Source organism: Allomuricauda sp. R78024 (assembly GCF_044596045.1).
GTDB lineage: Bacteria > Bacteroidota > Bacteroidia > Flavobacteriales > Flavobacteriaceae > Flagellimonas.
Genome location: NZ_CP138995.1, coordinates 3,876,117 through 3,890,954, shown reverse-complemented (window position 1 = coordinate 3,890,954; position 14,838 = coordinate 3,876,117). Strand labels below are relative to the sequence as shown.

Below are 14,838 nucleotides of genomic sequence, written 5' to 3'. Positions count from 1 at the left end.
AAGACACAAATTAGCTAATTCAAAAAAAATGAAAAACATTCTCTTAGTATCTATCTCATTATTTACTTCAATGCTCTTTGCTCAGGAAACCTATCTTCAATGTGGTAAAATAGTTGATGTGCAGTCTGGAAAAGTTCTTTCGGAAAAGACGATTGTGGTTTCGGGGAATAGTATCAAATCCATTCAAAACGGATATAAAACAGGTGCTGCTGAAGACAAAGTCGTCGACCTAAAAAACAAAACGGTACTTCCTGGATTTATCGATTTGCATATTCATATAGAAGGACAATCCAGTCCCAGTGCCTATATACAAAGACTTACGGATAATGAAGCGGATGTGGCCTTTCAGTCCACAGTATATGCCAAAAATACCTTAATGGCAGGGTTTACAACGGTGCGTGACCTAGGAGGAAGTGGAGTAAATATTGCACTTAGAAAAGCTATAAATAAAGGAAGTGTTGTAGGTCCTAGAATTTTTACTGCAGGTAAAGCGATTGGAACAACTGGTGGACATGCAGATCCAACCAATGGAATGAAGAAATCTTTGATGGGAGATCCTGGACCAAAAGAAGGAGTGGTCAACTCACCAGAGGATGGAAAAAAAGCAGTAAGACAACGGTATAAAGATGGAGCTGATGTTATCAAAATCACTGCAACGGGCGGAGTGTTGAGTGTAGCCAAGAGTGGTCAAAATCCACAATTCACGATTGAGGAAATAAAAGCAATCACTGAAACTGCCAAGGATTATAATATGCTTACGGCTGCTCATGCGCATGGGGATGAAGGAATGCAACGCGCTGTAAAGGGTGGAATCAAAACTATAGAACATGGGACATTAATGAGTGAAGAAACCATGGATTTAATGATTCAATACAACTCGTTTTTAGTACCTACCATTACGGCAGGGAAACAAGTGACGGAAAAAGCTAAAATCCCTGGATATTTTCCAGAAGTGGTAGCGCAAAAAGCAAGAGATATAGGGCCTAAAATACAAGGGATGTTCCAAAGAGCTTATAAAAAAGGAGTGCCAATTGCTTTTGGAACAGATGCTGGGGTTTTTCCTCATGGCGAAAATGCAAGAGAATTTAGTTATATGGTTGAAGCTGGAATGCCTATAATGGCAGCGTTGAAATCTGCCACTGTAACCAATGCGGAGCTTTTGGGAATGGGGAGTAATCTAGGTCAATTAAAAGAAGGTTTTTTAGCAGATATTGTTGCTGTGGATGAAAATCCGAAGGATAATGTAGAGACATTGAAAAATGTTGTATTTGTGATGAAAGAAGGAAAAATATATAAATCTGAATAAGTCTTTCTCTAGAAGTTTGGACGTAAATACGATATGCTGATCAACTTCAATAACAGTCAAGAATTATTGGAAGTGGCTCAAAAAAAGCTGCTCTATCAAAAACTGCTCACGCAAGTAAAAAAGGATTTTGAGATGGCCAATGTAGGGCTGGAGTTCAATATGGATATAAAGCCCAATGAGCTTAGAAGCATTCTGCATGAGAAAATCTATTTCTTGATTTTGGAAAAGTTTCAAGAATATCTAAACCTGTTGTATGTTGTGGATATTCCAGAAACCGCAGTAAAGAAAATCGAAGCTGATGATGTGGTGGATGTTTCTGCCCAAGTATGCTTTTTGCTTTTAAAAAGGGAGTTGCAGAAAGTTTGGTTCAAAGACAAATATGGCTCCTGAAAGATTTTTTCGATTATGCTTAAGTTTGTTGACCTACCTATGGTAATTGTTGTATTTTTGATTAAATTTTCAGATAGGTTTTAGCTAGAAACTGTCCATGGATAAATATTCTTTTTTAAATGCTGCGCATACTTCATTTTTTGCGGAGCAATATGATAAATATCTAACGAGCCCAGATAGTCTTGAACCCAGTTGGAGGGCTTTCTTTCAAGGATTTGATTTTGGACTGGAGAGTTCGTTGGACGAGTTGGATTTGGCTTCCGAAAACAGGTCCGTAACATTGGCTAATGGTCAAGAAGTAGAAATTCCGCAATCTTTGCAGAAAGAATTTCAGGTGATTCGTTTAATTGACGGATACCGCTCTCGTGGGCATTTGTTTACGCAAACCAATCCCGTTAGAGAAAGAAGAAAATATGACCCATCATTGGAAATATCCAACTTTGGATTATCAGATGGGGATATGGATACTGTTTTTGATGCCGGTAAAATTATTGGCATTGGCCCAAGTTCCCTTAAAAATATTATAGCCCATTTAGAACGTATTTATTGTGATGCAATAGGTGTGGAGTATATGTACATACGCACGCCAGAGCGCATTCAATGGATTCAAAATTGGCTTAATGTAAATGACAATCGACCTACTTTTTCTCCAGATGAAAAGAAAAATATACTTAGCAAGCTAAATGAAGCAGTTTCTTTTGAGAGCTTTTTGCATACCAAGTATGTTGGGCAAAAGCGTTTTTCTCTAGAGGGCGGGGAGTCGTTGATTCCTGCTCTAGATGTCATTATTGAAAAAGCGGCAGATGCAGGAGTAAAGCAGTTTGTGATGGGTATGGCCCACCGCGGACGTTTAAGTGTTTTGACCAATATTTTTGGTAAATCACCAAAAGATATTTTTAGCGAATTTGATGGAAAGGATTATGAGGAAACCATCTTTGACGGGGATGTGAAATATCACTTAGGATGGACATCCAAACGTGAAACGGATTCTGGGAAAATGGTCAATATGAACATTGCCCCCAACCCGTCTCATTTAGAAACTGTTAATGGTATTGTTGAAGGGATCGCACGTGCAAAGCAGGACCATGACCATCAGGACAATGTTTCAGAAGTACTTCCAATTTTGGTGCATGGGGATGCTGCCTTTGCAGGGCAAGGCATAGTTTACGAGATTGTGCAAATGGCACGTTTAGATGGATACCACACAGGAGGAACCATTCACATTGTTGTCAATAACCAAATAGGTTTTACTACCAATTATTTGGATGCAAGGTCTTCCACATACTGTACGGATGTTGGTAAAGTGACCTTATCCCCGGTTTTACATGTAAATGCAGATGATGCAGAAGCTGTGGTGCATGCCGCTACCTTTGCTTTGGAATATAGAATGCGCTACAAACGAGATGTGTTTTTGGATTTATTGGGGTACCGTAAATATGGGCACAATGAAGGAGATGAACCTAAGTTTACACAGCCATTATTGTACAAGTCCATATCCAAGCATCCGAATCCAAGGGATATTTATGCAGAGAAGCTTATTTCTGAAGGAATTATTGATAAGGATTATGTAAAGAATCTAGAAGCCGAATATAAGAAAAATCTTGAAGAGGATTTATTGGATTCGCGGAAGGTTGAAAAAACAAAAATAACACCATTCATGCAAGATGAGTGGGAGGGATTTAGTCAAATGGCTGAAGATGCTATGTTGGATTCAATAGATACTTCATATCAGCTGAAGAAACTGGACCAAATAGCCAAAAGCATCACAGGTCTTCCAGAAGGAAAAAAATTCCTGAGAAAATTGGAACGCTTGGTAAGCGCACGAAACAAAATGTATTTTGAGGACAATCAATTGGATTGGGCCATGGGGGAACTATTGGCCTATGGTTCGCTGATTGAGGAAGGATATAATGTCCGGATGACAGGTCAAGATGTGGAAAGAGGAACCTTTTCTCACCGTCATGCAGTTATCAAAACAGAAATGCATGAAGAGGAAGTGGTCTTACTAAATGAATTGGGTGATAACCAAAATGGGAAATTCCATATTTATAATTCCCTACTTTCAGAATATGCAGTAATGGGGTTTGATTATGGTTATGCCATGGCAAGTCCAAAAACCTTGACTATTTGGGAGGCGCAATTTGGGGATTTCAGTAATGGTGCCCAAATCGTAATTGACCAATACCTTTCTTCCGCAGAAGATAAATGGAAACTGCAAAATGGATTAGTACTCTTATTGCCGCATGGATATGAAGGGCAAGGAGCAGAGCATTCTTCAGCGAGAATGGAAAGATATCTTCAGTTATGTGCAAAGGATAATATGTATGTGGCGGATGTAACCACTCCGGCCAATTTGTTTCACTTGTTGCGAAGACAAATGAAAGCTGGTTTTAGAAAACCACTGATTGTTTTTACACCCAAGAGTTTATTGAGGCATCCAAAAGTATTGTCAACTAAGGAAGAAATGGCCAATGGAAGTTTCCAACCACTTATAGACGATGATAAGGCCGCGGCTGCCAAAGTAAAAACATTGGTCTTCTGTACCGGTAAGTTTTACTATGATTTATTGAGCAAGAGAGAAGAGTTAAAAAGAGATGATGTGGCATTGGTTAGATTAGAACAATTATTCCCATTGCCATCAGAAGAAATACGCAGCATTATCAAAAAATATAAAAATGCGAATGATGTGGTTTGGGCTCAAGAAGAACCAAGAAATATGGGAGCTTGGGGTCATTTATTGATGCATTTAGATGAAGCAAAACAATTTAGGGTGGCATCCAGAAGATTTTACGGAGCTCCAGCTGCGGGAAGTGCAGTACGTTCCCAAAGAAGGCATGCCCAAGTTATAGAATATGTCTTTGACAAGACCAAAGACAACATGGTTAGAAGATAATTTACAAAAGCATTAAAACTAGAATAAGATGGTTTTAGAAATGAAAGTCCCCTCACCAGGGGAATCCATTACAGAAGTAGAAATTGCAGAATGGTTGGTGCAAGATGGAGACTATGTGGAAAAAGATCAGGCAATAGCTGAAGTGGATTCAGATAAAGCAACTTTAGAACTTCCTGCGGAAGAAAGTGGAATTATTACACTAAAAGCAGAAGAAGGTGACGCTGTTGCCGTGGGTGAGGTAGTATGCCTTATAGATACTAGCGCCGCTAAACCAGAAGGAGATTCGGGTGCAGCGCCTGCCGTTAAACAGGAAGCCAAGGAAGAACCGGTAAAGGTAGAAGCTTCAAAACCAGCTGAAGTTAAGAAAGAGACATATGCATCAGGAACTCCATCACCAGCTGCAAAGAAAATTCTTGATGAAAAAGGAATTGAGTCCGCTACGGTTTCTGGCTCAGGGAGAGATGGTCGTATAACCAAGGAAGATGCTGTGAAGGCGGTTCCATCCATGGGGTCACCAACAGGAGGGAGTAGAGGAGAGTCTCGTTCTAAACTTTCAATGCTAAGAAGAAAGGTTGCGGAACGTTTGGTTGCAGCGAAAAATGAAACCGCCATGTTGACTACCTTCAATGAGGTTGACATGTCGCCAATTTTTGAGTTGCGTAAGCAATACAAAGAGACTTTTAAAGAAAAGCATGGAGTAAGCTTAGGCTTTATGTCCTTCTTTACAAAAGCGGTTGTTCGTGCATTGGAGTTGTATCCTGCCGTAAATTCTATGATAGATGGCAAAGAAATGCTGTCTTATGACTTTTGTGATATCAGTATAGCTGTTTCCGGTCCAAAAGGACTTATGGTTCCAGTTATTAGGAATGCAGAGAATTTAACCTTTAGAGGCGTTGAAGCTGAGGTGAAACGTTTAGCGATTAGAGCTAGAGAAGGGGAAATTACCGTAGATGAGATGACAGGAGGTACCTTTACCATAACCAATGGTGGTGTATTTGGTTCTATGTTGTCCACACCTATTATAAACCCACCGCAAAGTGCTATTTTAGGAATGCACAATATTGTGGAACGCCCAATTGCTAAGGATGGGCAAGTGGTCATTGCACCTATCATGTATGTGGCGCTTTCTTATGATCATAGAATCATAGACGGTAAAGAATCCGTAGGGTTCTTAGTAGCGGTTAAAGAAGCTTTGGAGAGTCCAGAAGAATTGTTGATGGATGGAAATGTAAAAAAAGCATTGGAACTATAGTGACATTTCCTCAAACTGTCATCCTGAGCTTGTAGAAGGAGGGCTTGTGAGGTCTTACTTGTTTTTCAAAAACAAACACTTTTTATCGTAATCAATTACCGCTTTCCCTTTTTTAAGGACGTCACCACCTATTATCCCATCAACAGGTAAGGAATTATGAGAGGTTAATGCTTCGTTGACATGGACCAAATCGAACAAGACTATTTTTTGCTTGCCTTTTTTCCAATCTCCAATCCGAATTTTGTTCTTACTTGATACCAAAGTTTCCATTTCTGTGGCTCCAGCCCCAGCTGCCTTAATATCAGAAACTTCAGAAATCATTTTAAAAAAATCAATTTTATCCATGCCAACGCATGTGTTGGAAGCTCCGGTGTCTAGAATAAATCGACCAGAAACACCATTAATTTTAGCCACTATTTCAAAATGATTGGTTTCCGTCAAGACCAAAGGGATACGAACATAGCTTTTGGAAGACAGAAATTTTTTGAGGGATTTCATCAACTATTTTTATTAAAGATAAACCTATTTTTGCTTTATGGTTATAACGGATACGCACACACATTTATATAGTGAAGCTTTTGATGAGGATCGTGATACAATGATAAAAGCAGCAATTGAAGCTGGTGTGAAACGCTTTTTTATCCCTGCAATAGATTCCACCTATACACAGGCTATGTTGGATTTGGAAGCTACGTATCCAGAAAACGTTCATTTAATGATGGGGCTTCACCCTACCCATGTCAAAGAAAACTATGAAGAGGAATTGGCCCATGTGGAGAAGATGCTTTCAGAAAGAAATTTTTGTGCTGTTGGGGAAATTGGTATTGACTTGTATTGGGACAAAACTTTTTTAAGGCAACAACAGGATGCTTTCGTGCGCCAGATTCAACTTGCAAAAAAATACCAACTTCCTATCGTAATTCATTGTCGGGAATCTTTTGATGAAATTTTTGAGATTTTAGAACAGGAAAAAGGGGAAGACCTTTACGGAATTTTTCATTGTTTTACCGGTACTTTGGAACAAGCGCATAAAGCCATATTCTATAACATGAAGTTGGGTATTGGTGGAGTGGTTACCTTTAAAAATGGAAAAATTGATACATTTTTAAATGAAGTAGGGTTGCAACATATTGTGCTAGAAACAGATTCTCCTTATTTGGCTCCGGTTCCGCATAGGGGAAAACGAAACGAAAGTTCCTATATAATTAAGGTGTTGGAAAAACTTGCTATAGTGTATGGAATAGATGAAGAGGAGATAGCTTCAATAACAACGAATAATTCCAAAAAGGTTTTCGGTATTTAGAATTCATATGAAAAACAAAACAAACATTCTGCTCATTTATACCGGAGGTACCATCGGTATGATTAAAGATTATAAAACAGGAGCGTTAAAAGCTTTTAATTTTGATGAGTTGGTCGGAAATATTCCAGAACTGAATCAATTGGACTGTAGTATAAAGGGAATATCTTTTGAAGAACCTATTGACTCTTCTAATATGAATCCCGATCATTGGGCAACAATAGCGTCAATGATTGAAGATAATTATAAGCTCTATGATGGTTTTGTGGTGCTGCATGGTAGCGATACCATGAGTTACTCTGCTTCTGCATTGAGTTTTATGCTGGAAAACCTTTCAAAACCAGTGATCTTTACGGGATCTCAACTTCCTATTGGTGATTTGAGGACTGATGCAAAAGAGAATTTGATCACATCCATTCAAATAGCAGCCTTAAAGGAAAAAGGAAAGCCGGTTGTGCAAGAAGTAGGACTGTATTTTGAATATAAATTGTATCGAGCAAATAGGACAACCAAGATTAATGCAGAGCATTTTGAAGCTTTTGCTTCCTTAAATCACCCACCTTTGGTTGAATCGGGTGTGCATTTAAAAGTTCATGATTCATACCTTGTTAAAAGGTCCCATAAAATAAAACCCTTGCAAGTCCATAAGAAAATGGATGATAATATAGCAGTATTAAAACTTTTTCCAGGACTTAATAGGTCTGTGTTAAAGGATATTTTGAATATATCTGGATTAAAAGCGGTGGTATTGGAAACCTATGGAGCAGGAAATGCACCAATGGATAATTGGTTTCTAAATGAACTTAAGGAGGCCATTGACAGAGGATTACATATTATTAATGTAACACAATGTTCTGGAGGTGGTGTTTCAATGGGGCATTACGAGACCAGTGAAAAGCTAAAAGAGATGCAATTGATTAACGGAAAGGATATTACGACGGAGGCTGCCATTACCAAAGCTATGTACCTTTTGGGCAGTAATGTTTCCCGTAAACTCTTTAAGACAATTTTTGAAACATCGCTCCGCGGTGAAATGCACTAAAATTAACGCCTCAAATTTTATTTACTAATTATTTTTTTGTTTATTGGGCAGCCTAACTATAATAATAGAGAGGTGGCCGAGTGGTCGAAGGCGCACGCCTGGAAAGTGTGTATACACCAAAAGTGTATCGAGGGTTCGAATCCCTTCCTCTCTGCTAGGTATTTTAATTTTTCAATTATAAAATTTTTATATCTTTAACATTATTAACTAACTAAATTTAAGTTTGAAAGAGATGAAAAAAATATCCTCTACTCTGGCTGTAGCCGGAATGTTTGTTTTGGGAACTACGACTGCATCAGCAGCTATGTTACAAGAAGAAGCTGCGGCTGAAGCTAGCAAAGGTTTCACTCAAGTGTTAAAAGAACAGTTTATCCAAGGAGGCCCTGCTTTCATGGGAATTGTACTTTTATGTTTGATTTTGGGATTAGCAGTTGCGATTGAAAGAATTATTTATTTGAATTTGGCCAGTACCAATACGGCTAAGCTCAAGCAACAAGTGGAAGATGCATTAGCTTCTGGCGGTATAGAAGCTGCAAAAGAAATATGCAGAAACACAAAAGGTCCTGTTGCTTCTATTTTCTACCAAGGATTGGATAGAGCTGGAGAAGGATTGGAATCTGCAGAAAAAGCTGTTGTTGCTTACGGTGGAGTTCAAATGGGTCAATTAGAGAAAAACGTTTCTTGGTTGTCTTTATTTATCGCTATTGCACCTATGCTTGGGTTTATGGGTACGGTAATCGGTATGATTGCGGCCTTCCAGAAAATTGCTGCAGTAGGTAACTTGAGTGCATCTTTGATTGCAGGTGATATTCAGGTAGCGTTATTGACAACGGTATTTGGTTTGATCACTGCGATTATTCTTCAAATTTTCTATAACTATATTATTGCAAAAATCGATAGTATCGTAAATGACATGGAAGACTCCTCTATATCTTTAATAGATATGTTGGCAGCACACAAAAAGTAATTACGAAATTTAAAACTATCGAGAGTCATGAATAAATTAATAAAAATAGCGCTTATTGCCATTGGGTTGATAGCTGCAGCATTGTGGTTCTTTATGCCATCTGCAGATGATCCAGATGCAATAAATAGTGGCGCGATGAACTTCATGTTCATTATCATGTATATTCTGTTGGCCATCGCAGTGGTTGCAACAGTGTTTTTTGGACTTCAAAAATTGTTGGCCACACCAGGTAGTCTTAAAAAGGCATTATTTGGTATTGGTGGATTGGCAATTGTTGTTGCCATTTCTTACGGACTTTCTTCTGGTGAAGAAGCTAAAGAAGTTGCAGAATCTATGTCCAATCTAGGAGCTACGGAAGGTACAGTTAAGAATATAGGTATGGGATTAAACGTATTTTTTATCCTTACTGTTATTGCTGTTGCACTTATGGTGCTTCCAGGATTGAAAAAAATGTTTGTTAAGTAAAAATATATAATTATGCCTAGAAGAAAAGGAGCACCAGAAGTGAATGCCGGTTCTATGGCAGACATAGCTTTCTTATTACTTATCTTTTTCCTGGTTACTACAACCATTGAGACAGATGCAGGATTAGATCGTATGTTGCCTCCAATGGATCCGCCAGAAGATATTGATGTGGTTATTAAGCAGAAGAACATTTTTACTGTTAACATCAATAGAAATGGTCAGTTATTGGTAGAAGATGATTTGATGGATTTAAAAGATCTTAGAGCTGCTGCTGTTGCTTTTTTAGAAAATGGCGGTGACGGATCATGTAACTATTGTAAAGGTAGAAAGGATTTAGCTTCATCGGATAATCCGGAAAAAGCAATTATTTCTCTAAAGAACGATAGGGAAACCAAGTATGCTACTTATATAACTGTACAAAATGAGTTGGTTGGCGCATATAATGACCTGCGTAACCGTGAGGCTCAGCGTTTGTATGGTGATGATTTCACGAGTATGGAGGCAGAATATTTGAATCCAGAAACATCCAAAGCTGTACGTGATGATCTTAAGGACAAAGTAAAGCGCATTCAAGAAATGTTTCCTCAGAAACTTTCCGAAGCAGAAACATCAACTAACTAAAGTATAAACATATGTCAAAGTTTGCAAAAAAGAAAGATGGTGATTTGCCAGCAGTTTCAACTGCTTCATTGCCAGACATCGTGTTTATGTTACTGTTCTTTTTTATGACGGTTACTACGATGAAAGATAGTTCTTTGATGGTTGAAAACACGCTTCCTAATGCAACGGAAATTAAGAAATTGGAGAAGAAGGACAGGGTGATTTATATCTATGTGGGTAAGCCCACAAGAGAATATCAAAAGGTTTTTGGAACAGAGCCAAAAATTCAATTGAATGATAAATATGCCAGTGTGGATGAAGTAGGTTCTTATATTCTTGCAGAGCGTGCTAAGAAACCTCAAGAAATACAAAATGTATTAACTACTGCTTTAAAGGTTGATAAAGAGGCCAATATGGGTCTTATCGCTGATATTAAACAACAATTAAGAGAAGTAAATGCCCTAAAAGTCAACTATACGACTTACGAAGGAAATGCTTTTAATAATTTGCAGTAGGCAATAACTTAGATTTAGTGAAAACGTCCCAAATTATAAATTTGGGACGTTTTTTATGCAATCAATTTTATAATCATTTTGTTTTCAGCATAGTATAATGTTTTGGAATAGTTGTTGTTATTTACCTTTTACAGGTATAATAGAATCATTAATTCCAACAAAACATTTTATTATGGCCAGAAACAATGAAATCCCAGAAGTCAATGCGGGTTCAATGGCAGATATTGCTTTTTTGCTATTGATTTTTTTCTTAGTTACCACTACAATCCAGACCGATGTTGGTTTGGATAGAAAATTACCACCTAAAGATTCAACTCCGCCTATTAGGGTTAAGGAGAGAAATATTTTTAGAGTAAGCCTTAACAAAAACAACGAACTTTTTGTAGAGAATGAAACTCTTGCTTTAGAGGATTTAAAATCTGCCACTATAGCTTTTTTAGATAATGGTGGAATCCCTAGCGGAGATAGTAGTTTTTGTGATTATTGCCAAGGAGATAGGAGCACGAATGCGTCGGACAGCCCTGTTGTGGCAATAGTGTCTCTAAACAGTGATAGGGAAGCTGCATACGGAGTTTATATACTTGTACAAAATGAGTTGACCGCTGCTTATAATGAACTTAGGAGTAGAGAGGCAAAACGACTTTTTAATTTAAACTATGCAGAAATGGAAGAAGCATATTTTAATCCTGAAACTGCCGCAGAAGTCAAATCAGAGTTAAAGGTCAAGATTAATCAAATACGCACTATGTATCCCATGCAACTGTCCGAAGCTGAAACAAACATTAATCTATAATACAGTCACAATGAGAAACTATAGAAATTCAAAGAATAGATTGCCAGCGGTTTCAACTGCTTCATTACCTGACATTGTCTTTATGTTGTTGTTCTTTTTTATGACGGTCACAACGATTAAAGACAATACACTTCTGGTTGATAATCGTTTGCCAAATGCAGATCAGGTAAAAAAAATAGAGAAAAGGGATAGAGTTATTGAAATATTTGTTGGTAAACCTTCACCTGAGTTAGCTCAAGTTCTTGGTTCTGAACCAAAAATTCAATTAGACAACAGACTTGCAACAATAAATGAGGTTGCGCCGTATGTTTTATCAGAGTTGGCAAAAAAGTCTGAAGCAATTAGAAATTTGGTCACAGTTTCGCTCAAAGTTGATAAAAACGTTAAGGTAGGTGTTGTTTCAGATATTAAGGAGGAACTAAGGCGAGTTAATTTACTAAAAGTAAATTACACAACGTATCAAGGTGATGCTTTCTTAAATACACAATAAGAAGAATAGAGTAAGGTGAAAAACAATCCAAATGTGTAATTTGGATTGTTTTTATTATAAGATAATTACAAATGAGAAACCATTTTGTTTTAATACCATTAATACTCTTTTGTTTTGGTGCTAATTCTCAAGAAAACCAAAAGCTTAAACCATTAGCTAATAAATATCTTGAAGATCAATTTTACATTGGTTTTGGATATAATTTTCTACTGGAAAAACCATCTGATGTAGTCCAGAGAAGTTTATCGTATAATCTGCAAACCGGATTTATTAAGGATATTCCTTTTAATCAAAGAAGGAATTTTGGTATTGGAATTGGTTTGGGTTATGCCACAAATTCTTATTATAGTAATATTGTGGCTAGTAAAGTTGACAATGCTATAGTTTATAGTGTTTCAAACACTTCAGATTTTGAAAGAAACAAATTGGAAACCCATGCTATTGAGATTCCATTGGAGTTAAGGTGGCGTACATCTACAGCTGATGAGTATAAATTTTGGAGAATCTATGCAGGAGCTAAATTAGGGTATGTTTTTTCTGGAAGTTCCAGGATGGTCAGCGATGCTAATACAATGCGCTTTTCTAATGATGACATTCAGAACTTTCAATATGGATTACAATTAAATTTTGGCTATAACACCTGGAATGTTCAAGCCTATTATGGCCTAAATCCGTTGTTAAAGGATGGAACTGCACTTGAAAATGGGGAAGCTATTGATATTCGTGTATTGCGAATTGGTATAATTTTCTACATCCTATAACCAGTACTTTAGAATTATTAGTTGTGAACATGTTCCAATAAGAAACCCAATCAACAACTCATTTTTACTATGTGCATTGAGGTATAATCTTGATGTGGCCACTAGTCCTGTCAATAAGGTAAATACACTTATGGCCAAAGTAATGTTTATTTCAAAGTGAATACTCAAGCCTATCATAAACATTAAAAGACTGCCCATTCCCAAAAGGTGAATACTTGTTTTAAACTTGAGGAACAGTAATATGAGTGCCGCCCCCGTAGCGGTTAAAAGCCCTGTAAAAAAATAGAACAACTCATGTATGTAGTTGTTTGGGATGACCTTATACAAAACCATCAATAATAATATACAACTGATGTAAAGAGGATATTTTCGCTCTTTTACGGTAGGCAAAAAAATGGAACTGATTACCCCCAGGTTTTTAAGAATAAGAAAAAAAATTATTGGAATGATTACGGTAAGGATAAAAATGGGTAGAATATTCCCGCTTTGAATTTCTAACGAACTGTATTTCGGTGTCACCAAAAAATAAAGTAGTGTTCCTCCAATGGGTATAAACAAAGGATGGAAAATGTAGGAGACAATATTATGGAAATGGCGCATTAGATTTGCTTTCTTAGCCTGGCCACAGGGATTCCCAATTGCTCTCTATATTTAGCAACGGTTCGCCTCGCTATTGGATAACCACGTTCTTTAAGGATTTTTGCCAACTTATCATCTGTTAGAGGTTTTTTCTTTTGCTCTTCTCCAATAACAGTTTCCAGTATTTTTTTAATTTCCTTGGTTGATACGTCTTCTCCCTGTTCATTTTTCATGGACTCAGAAAAGTACTCTTTTATCAACTTTGTTCCGTAAGGTGTGTCAACATACTTACTATTGGCAACCCTAGACACTGTAGATACGTCCATATGTATCTGATCAGCAATATCCTTTAGGATCATAGGGCGAAGCTTGCGCTCATCACCACTTAAAAAATAATCCTGTTGATAGTCCATGATGGTGCTCATTGTGATGTACAGAGTCTGCTGTCTCTGTTTAATGGCATCTATGAACCACTTTGCGGAATCTAATTTTTGTTTTATGAAGAGAACCGTGTCTTTCTGGGATTTTGATTTTTCTTTAGAATTTTTATATCCCTCCAGCATGTTATTATAATCCCTTGAAACATGAAGTTCAGGAGCATTTCTCCCATTTAAGGTCAATTCCAGTTCGCCTTCAACTATTTTAATGGAGAAATCTGGAACAATATGTTCAATGATTCTTGTATTGCCTGCATAAGACCCTCCTGGTTTGGGATTTAGTTTTTCAATTTCTGAAATAGCATCTTTAAGCTGCTCTTCATTAATATGATGTTTCTGAATTAACTTGGTATAGTGTTTTTTGGTGAATTGCTCAAAGGACTTTTCCAATATGGAAATGGCTAATTCAACAGACGGAGTTTTTTCTTTGCGCCTTAATTGAATGATAAGACATTCCCCAAGTGATCTGGCAGCTACTCCTGGTGGGTCCAATTCTTGAACCATTTTAAGTACACTTTCAATCTTGTTTTCCTCAACATAAATGTTTTGAGTAAAAGCAAGATCATCCATAATATCAGAAAGTGGTCTGCGTATATAACCACTTTCATCTACGCTGCCCACCAAAAATTCGGCAATGGCCCATTCTTCATCATCCAGATAAACCGTATTAAGTTGGTTGATCAAGTATTGGTTAAAAGAAGTCCCAGAGGCATACGGGATGCTTTTTTCATCATCATCGGCGCTATAATTACTTGTCTGGGTTCTATAGTCAGGAATCTCATCATCACTTAAATAATCATCAATATTGATTTCTTCTGCCGCAATGGTCTCACTATCATCAGAGTCGTCGTAAGTGTCCTCAAAACCGTCATCCATGGTTTCACTTTCATCTTTTCCACTTTCAAGAGCAGGATTTTCCTCAAGTTCTTGTTTCAAGCGTTGTTCAAAAGCCTGTGTCGGCAACTGAATTAGCTTCATGAGCTGTATCTGCTGCGGAGACAGTTTCTGGGAAAGCTTAAACTGTAGATGTTGTTTTAGCATAAGGATT

The 14,838-nt window shown here is 37.4% G+C and carries 16 protein-coding genes and 1 tRNA gene; 14 read left to right on the top strand and 3 right to left on the bottom strand.

What is annotated here, in order from left to right:
* Positions 1-28 precede the first annotated feature (28 nt).
* The 4 genes from SJY44_RS17570 (at position 29) to odhB (ending at position 5,841) form a co-directional block, all read left to right on the top strand.
* Positions 29-1,306, top strand: coding sequence for an amidohydrolase family protein (locus SJY44_RS17570; protein ID WP_396590686.1), 1,278 nt, complete (start codon positions 29-31; stop codon positions 1,304-1,306).
* Between the two features lie 33 nt (positions 1,307-1,339).
* Positions 1,340-1,696 (top strand): hypothetical protein, encoded by a 357-nt coding sequence (locus SJY44_RS17565; protein WP_396590685.1) that lies wholly within the window; start codon positions 1,340-1,342, stop codon positions 1,694-1,696.
* A 97-nt stretch (positions 1,697-1,793) separates the two neighbouring features.
* Positions 1,794-4,589, top strand: a complete 2,796-nt coding sequence (locus SJY44_RS17560; protein ID WP_396590684.1) for a 2-oxoglutarate dehydrogenase E1 component — start codon at positions 1,794-1,796, stop codon at positions 4,587-4,589.
* Positions 4,590-4,617: 28 nt separating this feature from the next.
* Positions 4,618-5,841: a 2-oxoglutarate dehydrogenase complex dihydrolipoyllysine-residue succinyltransferase gene (gene odhB, locus SJY44_RS17555; protein WP_396590683.1), complete on the top strand. Its 1,224-nt coding sequence runs from the start codon at positions 4,618-4,620 to the stop codon at positions 5,839-5,841.
* A 54-nt stretch (positions 5,842-5,895) separates the two neighbouring features.
* Here the strand turns inward: odhB and SJY44_RS17550 are convergent, their stop codons facing one another.
* On the bottom strand, positions 5,896-6,339 hold the full coding sequence (locus SJY44_RS17550) for a TIGR02281 family clan AA aspartic protease (protein WP_396590682.1): 444 nt from the start codon (positions 6,337-6,339) through the stop codon (positions 5,896-5,898).
* 37 nt (positions 6,340-6,376) lie between these two features.
* Between SJY44_RS17550 and SJY44_RS17545 the strand changes: the two genes are divergently transcribed.
* From SJY44_RS17545 to SJY44_RS17500, 10 genes are all read left to right on the top strand, one after another.
* On the top strand, positions 6,377-7,144 hold the full coding sequence (locus tag SJY44_RS17545; protein ID WP_299214863.1) for a TatD family hydrolase: 768 nt from the start codon (positions 6,377-6,379) through the stop codon (positions 7,142-7,144).
* A 7-nt stretch (positions 7,145-7,151) separates the two neighbouring features.
* Entirely contained in the window at positions 7,152-8,183 is a 1,032-nt protein-coding gene (locus SJY44_RS17540; RefSeq protein WP_396590681.1) for an asparaginase, read from the top strand.
* 66 nt (positions 8,184-8,249) lie between these two features.
* Positions 8,250-8,337, top strand: a tRNA-Ser gene (locus SJY44_RS17535).
* A 78-nt stretch (positions 8,338-8,415) separates the two neighbouring features.
* A complete protein-coding gene (locus tag SJY44_RS17530; RefSeq protein WP_298929459.1) occupies positions 8,416-9,150 on the top strand; it encodes a MotA/TolQ/ExbB proton channel family protein in 735 nt (244 codons plus the stop codon).
* A gap of 27 nt (positions 9,151-9,177) precedes the next feature.
* A complete protein-coding gene (locus tag SJY44_RS17525; protein ID WP_298929456.1) occupies positions 9,178-9,615 on the top strand; it encodes a hypothetical protein in 438 nt (145 codons plus the stop codon).
* 12 nt (positions 9,616-9,627) lie between these two features.
* Positions 9,628-10,236 (top strand): biopolymer transporter ExbD, encoded by a 609-nt coding sequence (locus SJY44_RS17520; protein WP_298929454.1) that lies wholly within the window; start codon positions 9,628-9,630, stop codon positions 10,234-10,236.
* A gap of 11 nt (positions 10,237-10,247) precedes the next feature.
* Positions 10,248-10,730 carry a biopolymer transporter ExbD gene (locus SJY44_RS17515; RefSeq protein ID WP_298929451.1) on the top strand — a complete coding sequence of 161 codons (483 nt, stop codon included), beginning with the start codon at positions 10,248-10,250 and terminating at the stop codon, positions 10,728-10,730.
* A 172-nt stretch (positions 10,731-10,902) separates the two neighbouring features.
* Complete coding sequence (locus tag SJY44_RS17510) at positions 10,903-11,523, top strand: ExbD/TolR family protein (protein WP_396590680.1); 621 nt, start codon at positions 10,903-10,905, stop codon at positions 11,521-11,523.
* Between the two features lie 10 nt (positions 11,524-11,533).
* Positions 11,534-12,013, top strand: a complete 480-nt coding sequence (locus SJY44_RS17505; RefSeq protein WP_396590679.1) for an ExbD/TolR family protein — start codon at positions 11,534-11,536, stop codon at positions 12,011-12,013.
* Between the two features lie 71 nt (positions 12,014-12,084).
* Positions 12,085-12,774 (top strand): porin family protein, encoded by a 690-nt coding sequence (locus tag SJY44_RS17500; RefSeq protein WP_396590678.1) that lies wholly within the window; start codon positions 12,085-12,087, stop codon positions 12,772-12,774.
* Here SJY44_RS17500 and SJY44_RS17495 read toward each other — a convergent pair.
* Positions 12,769-13,374 (bottom strand): hypothetical protein, encoded by a 606-nt coding sequence (locus SJY44_RS17495; protein ID WP_298929446.1) that lies wholly within the window; start codon positions 13,372-13,374, stop codon positions 12,769-12,771. The genes SJY44_RS17500 and SJY44_RS17495 overlap by 6 nt on opposite strands.
* Positions 13,374-14,831: an RNA polymerase factor sigma-54 gene (gene rpoN, locus SJY44_RS17490; protein WP_298929444.1), complete on the bottom strand. Its 1,458-nt coding sequence runs from the start codon at positions 14,829-14,831 to the stop codon at positions 13,374-13,376. Before rpoN ends, SJY44_RS17495 begins: the two co-directional genes overlap by 1 nt.
* Positions 14,832-14,838: the final 7 nt, after the last annotated feature.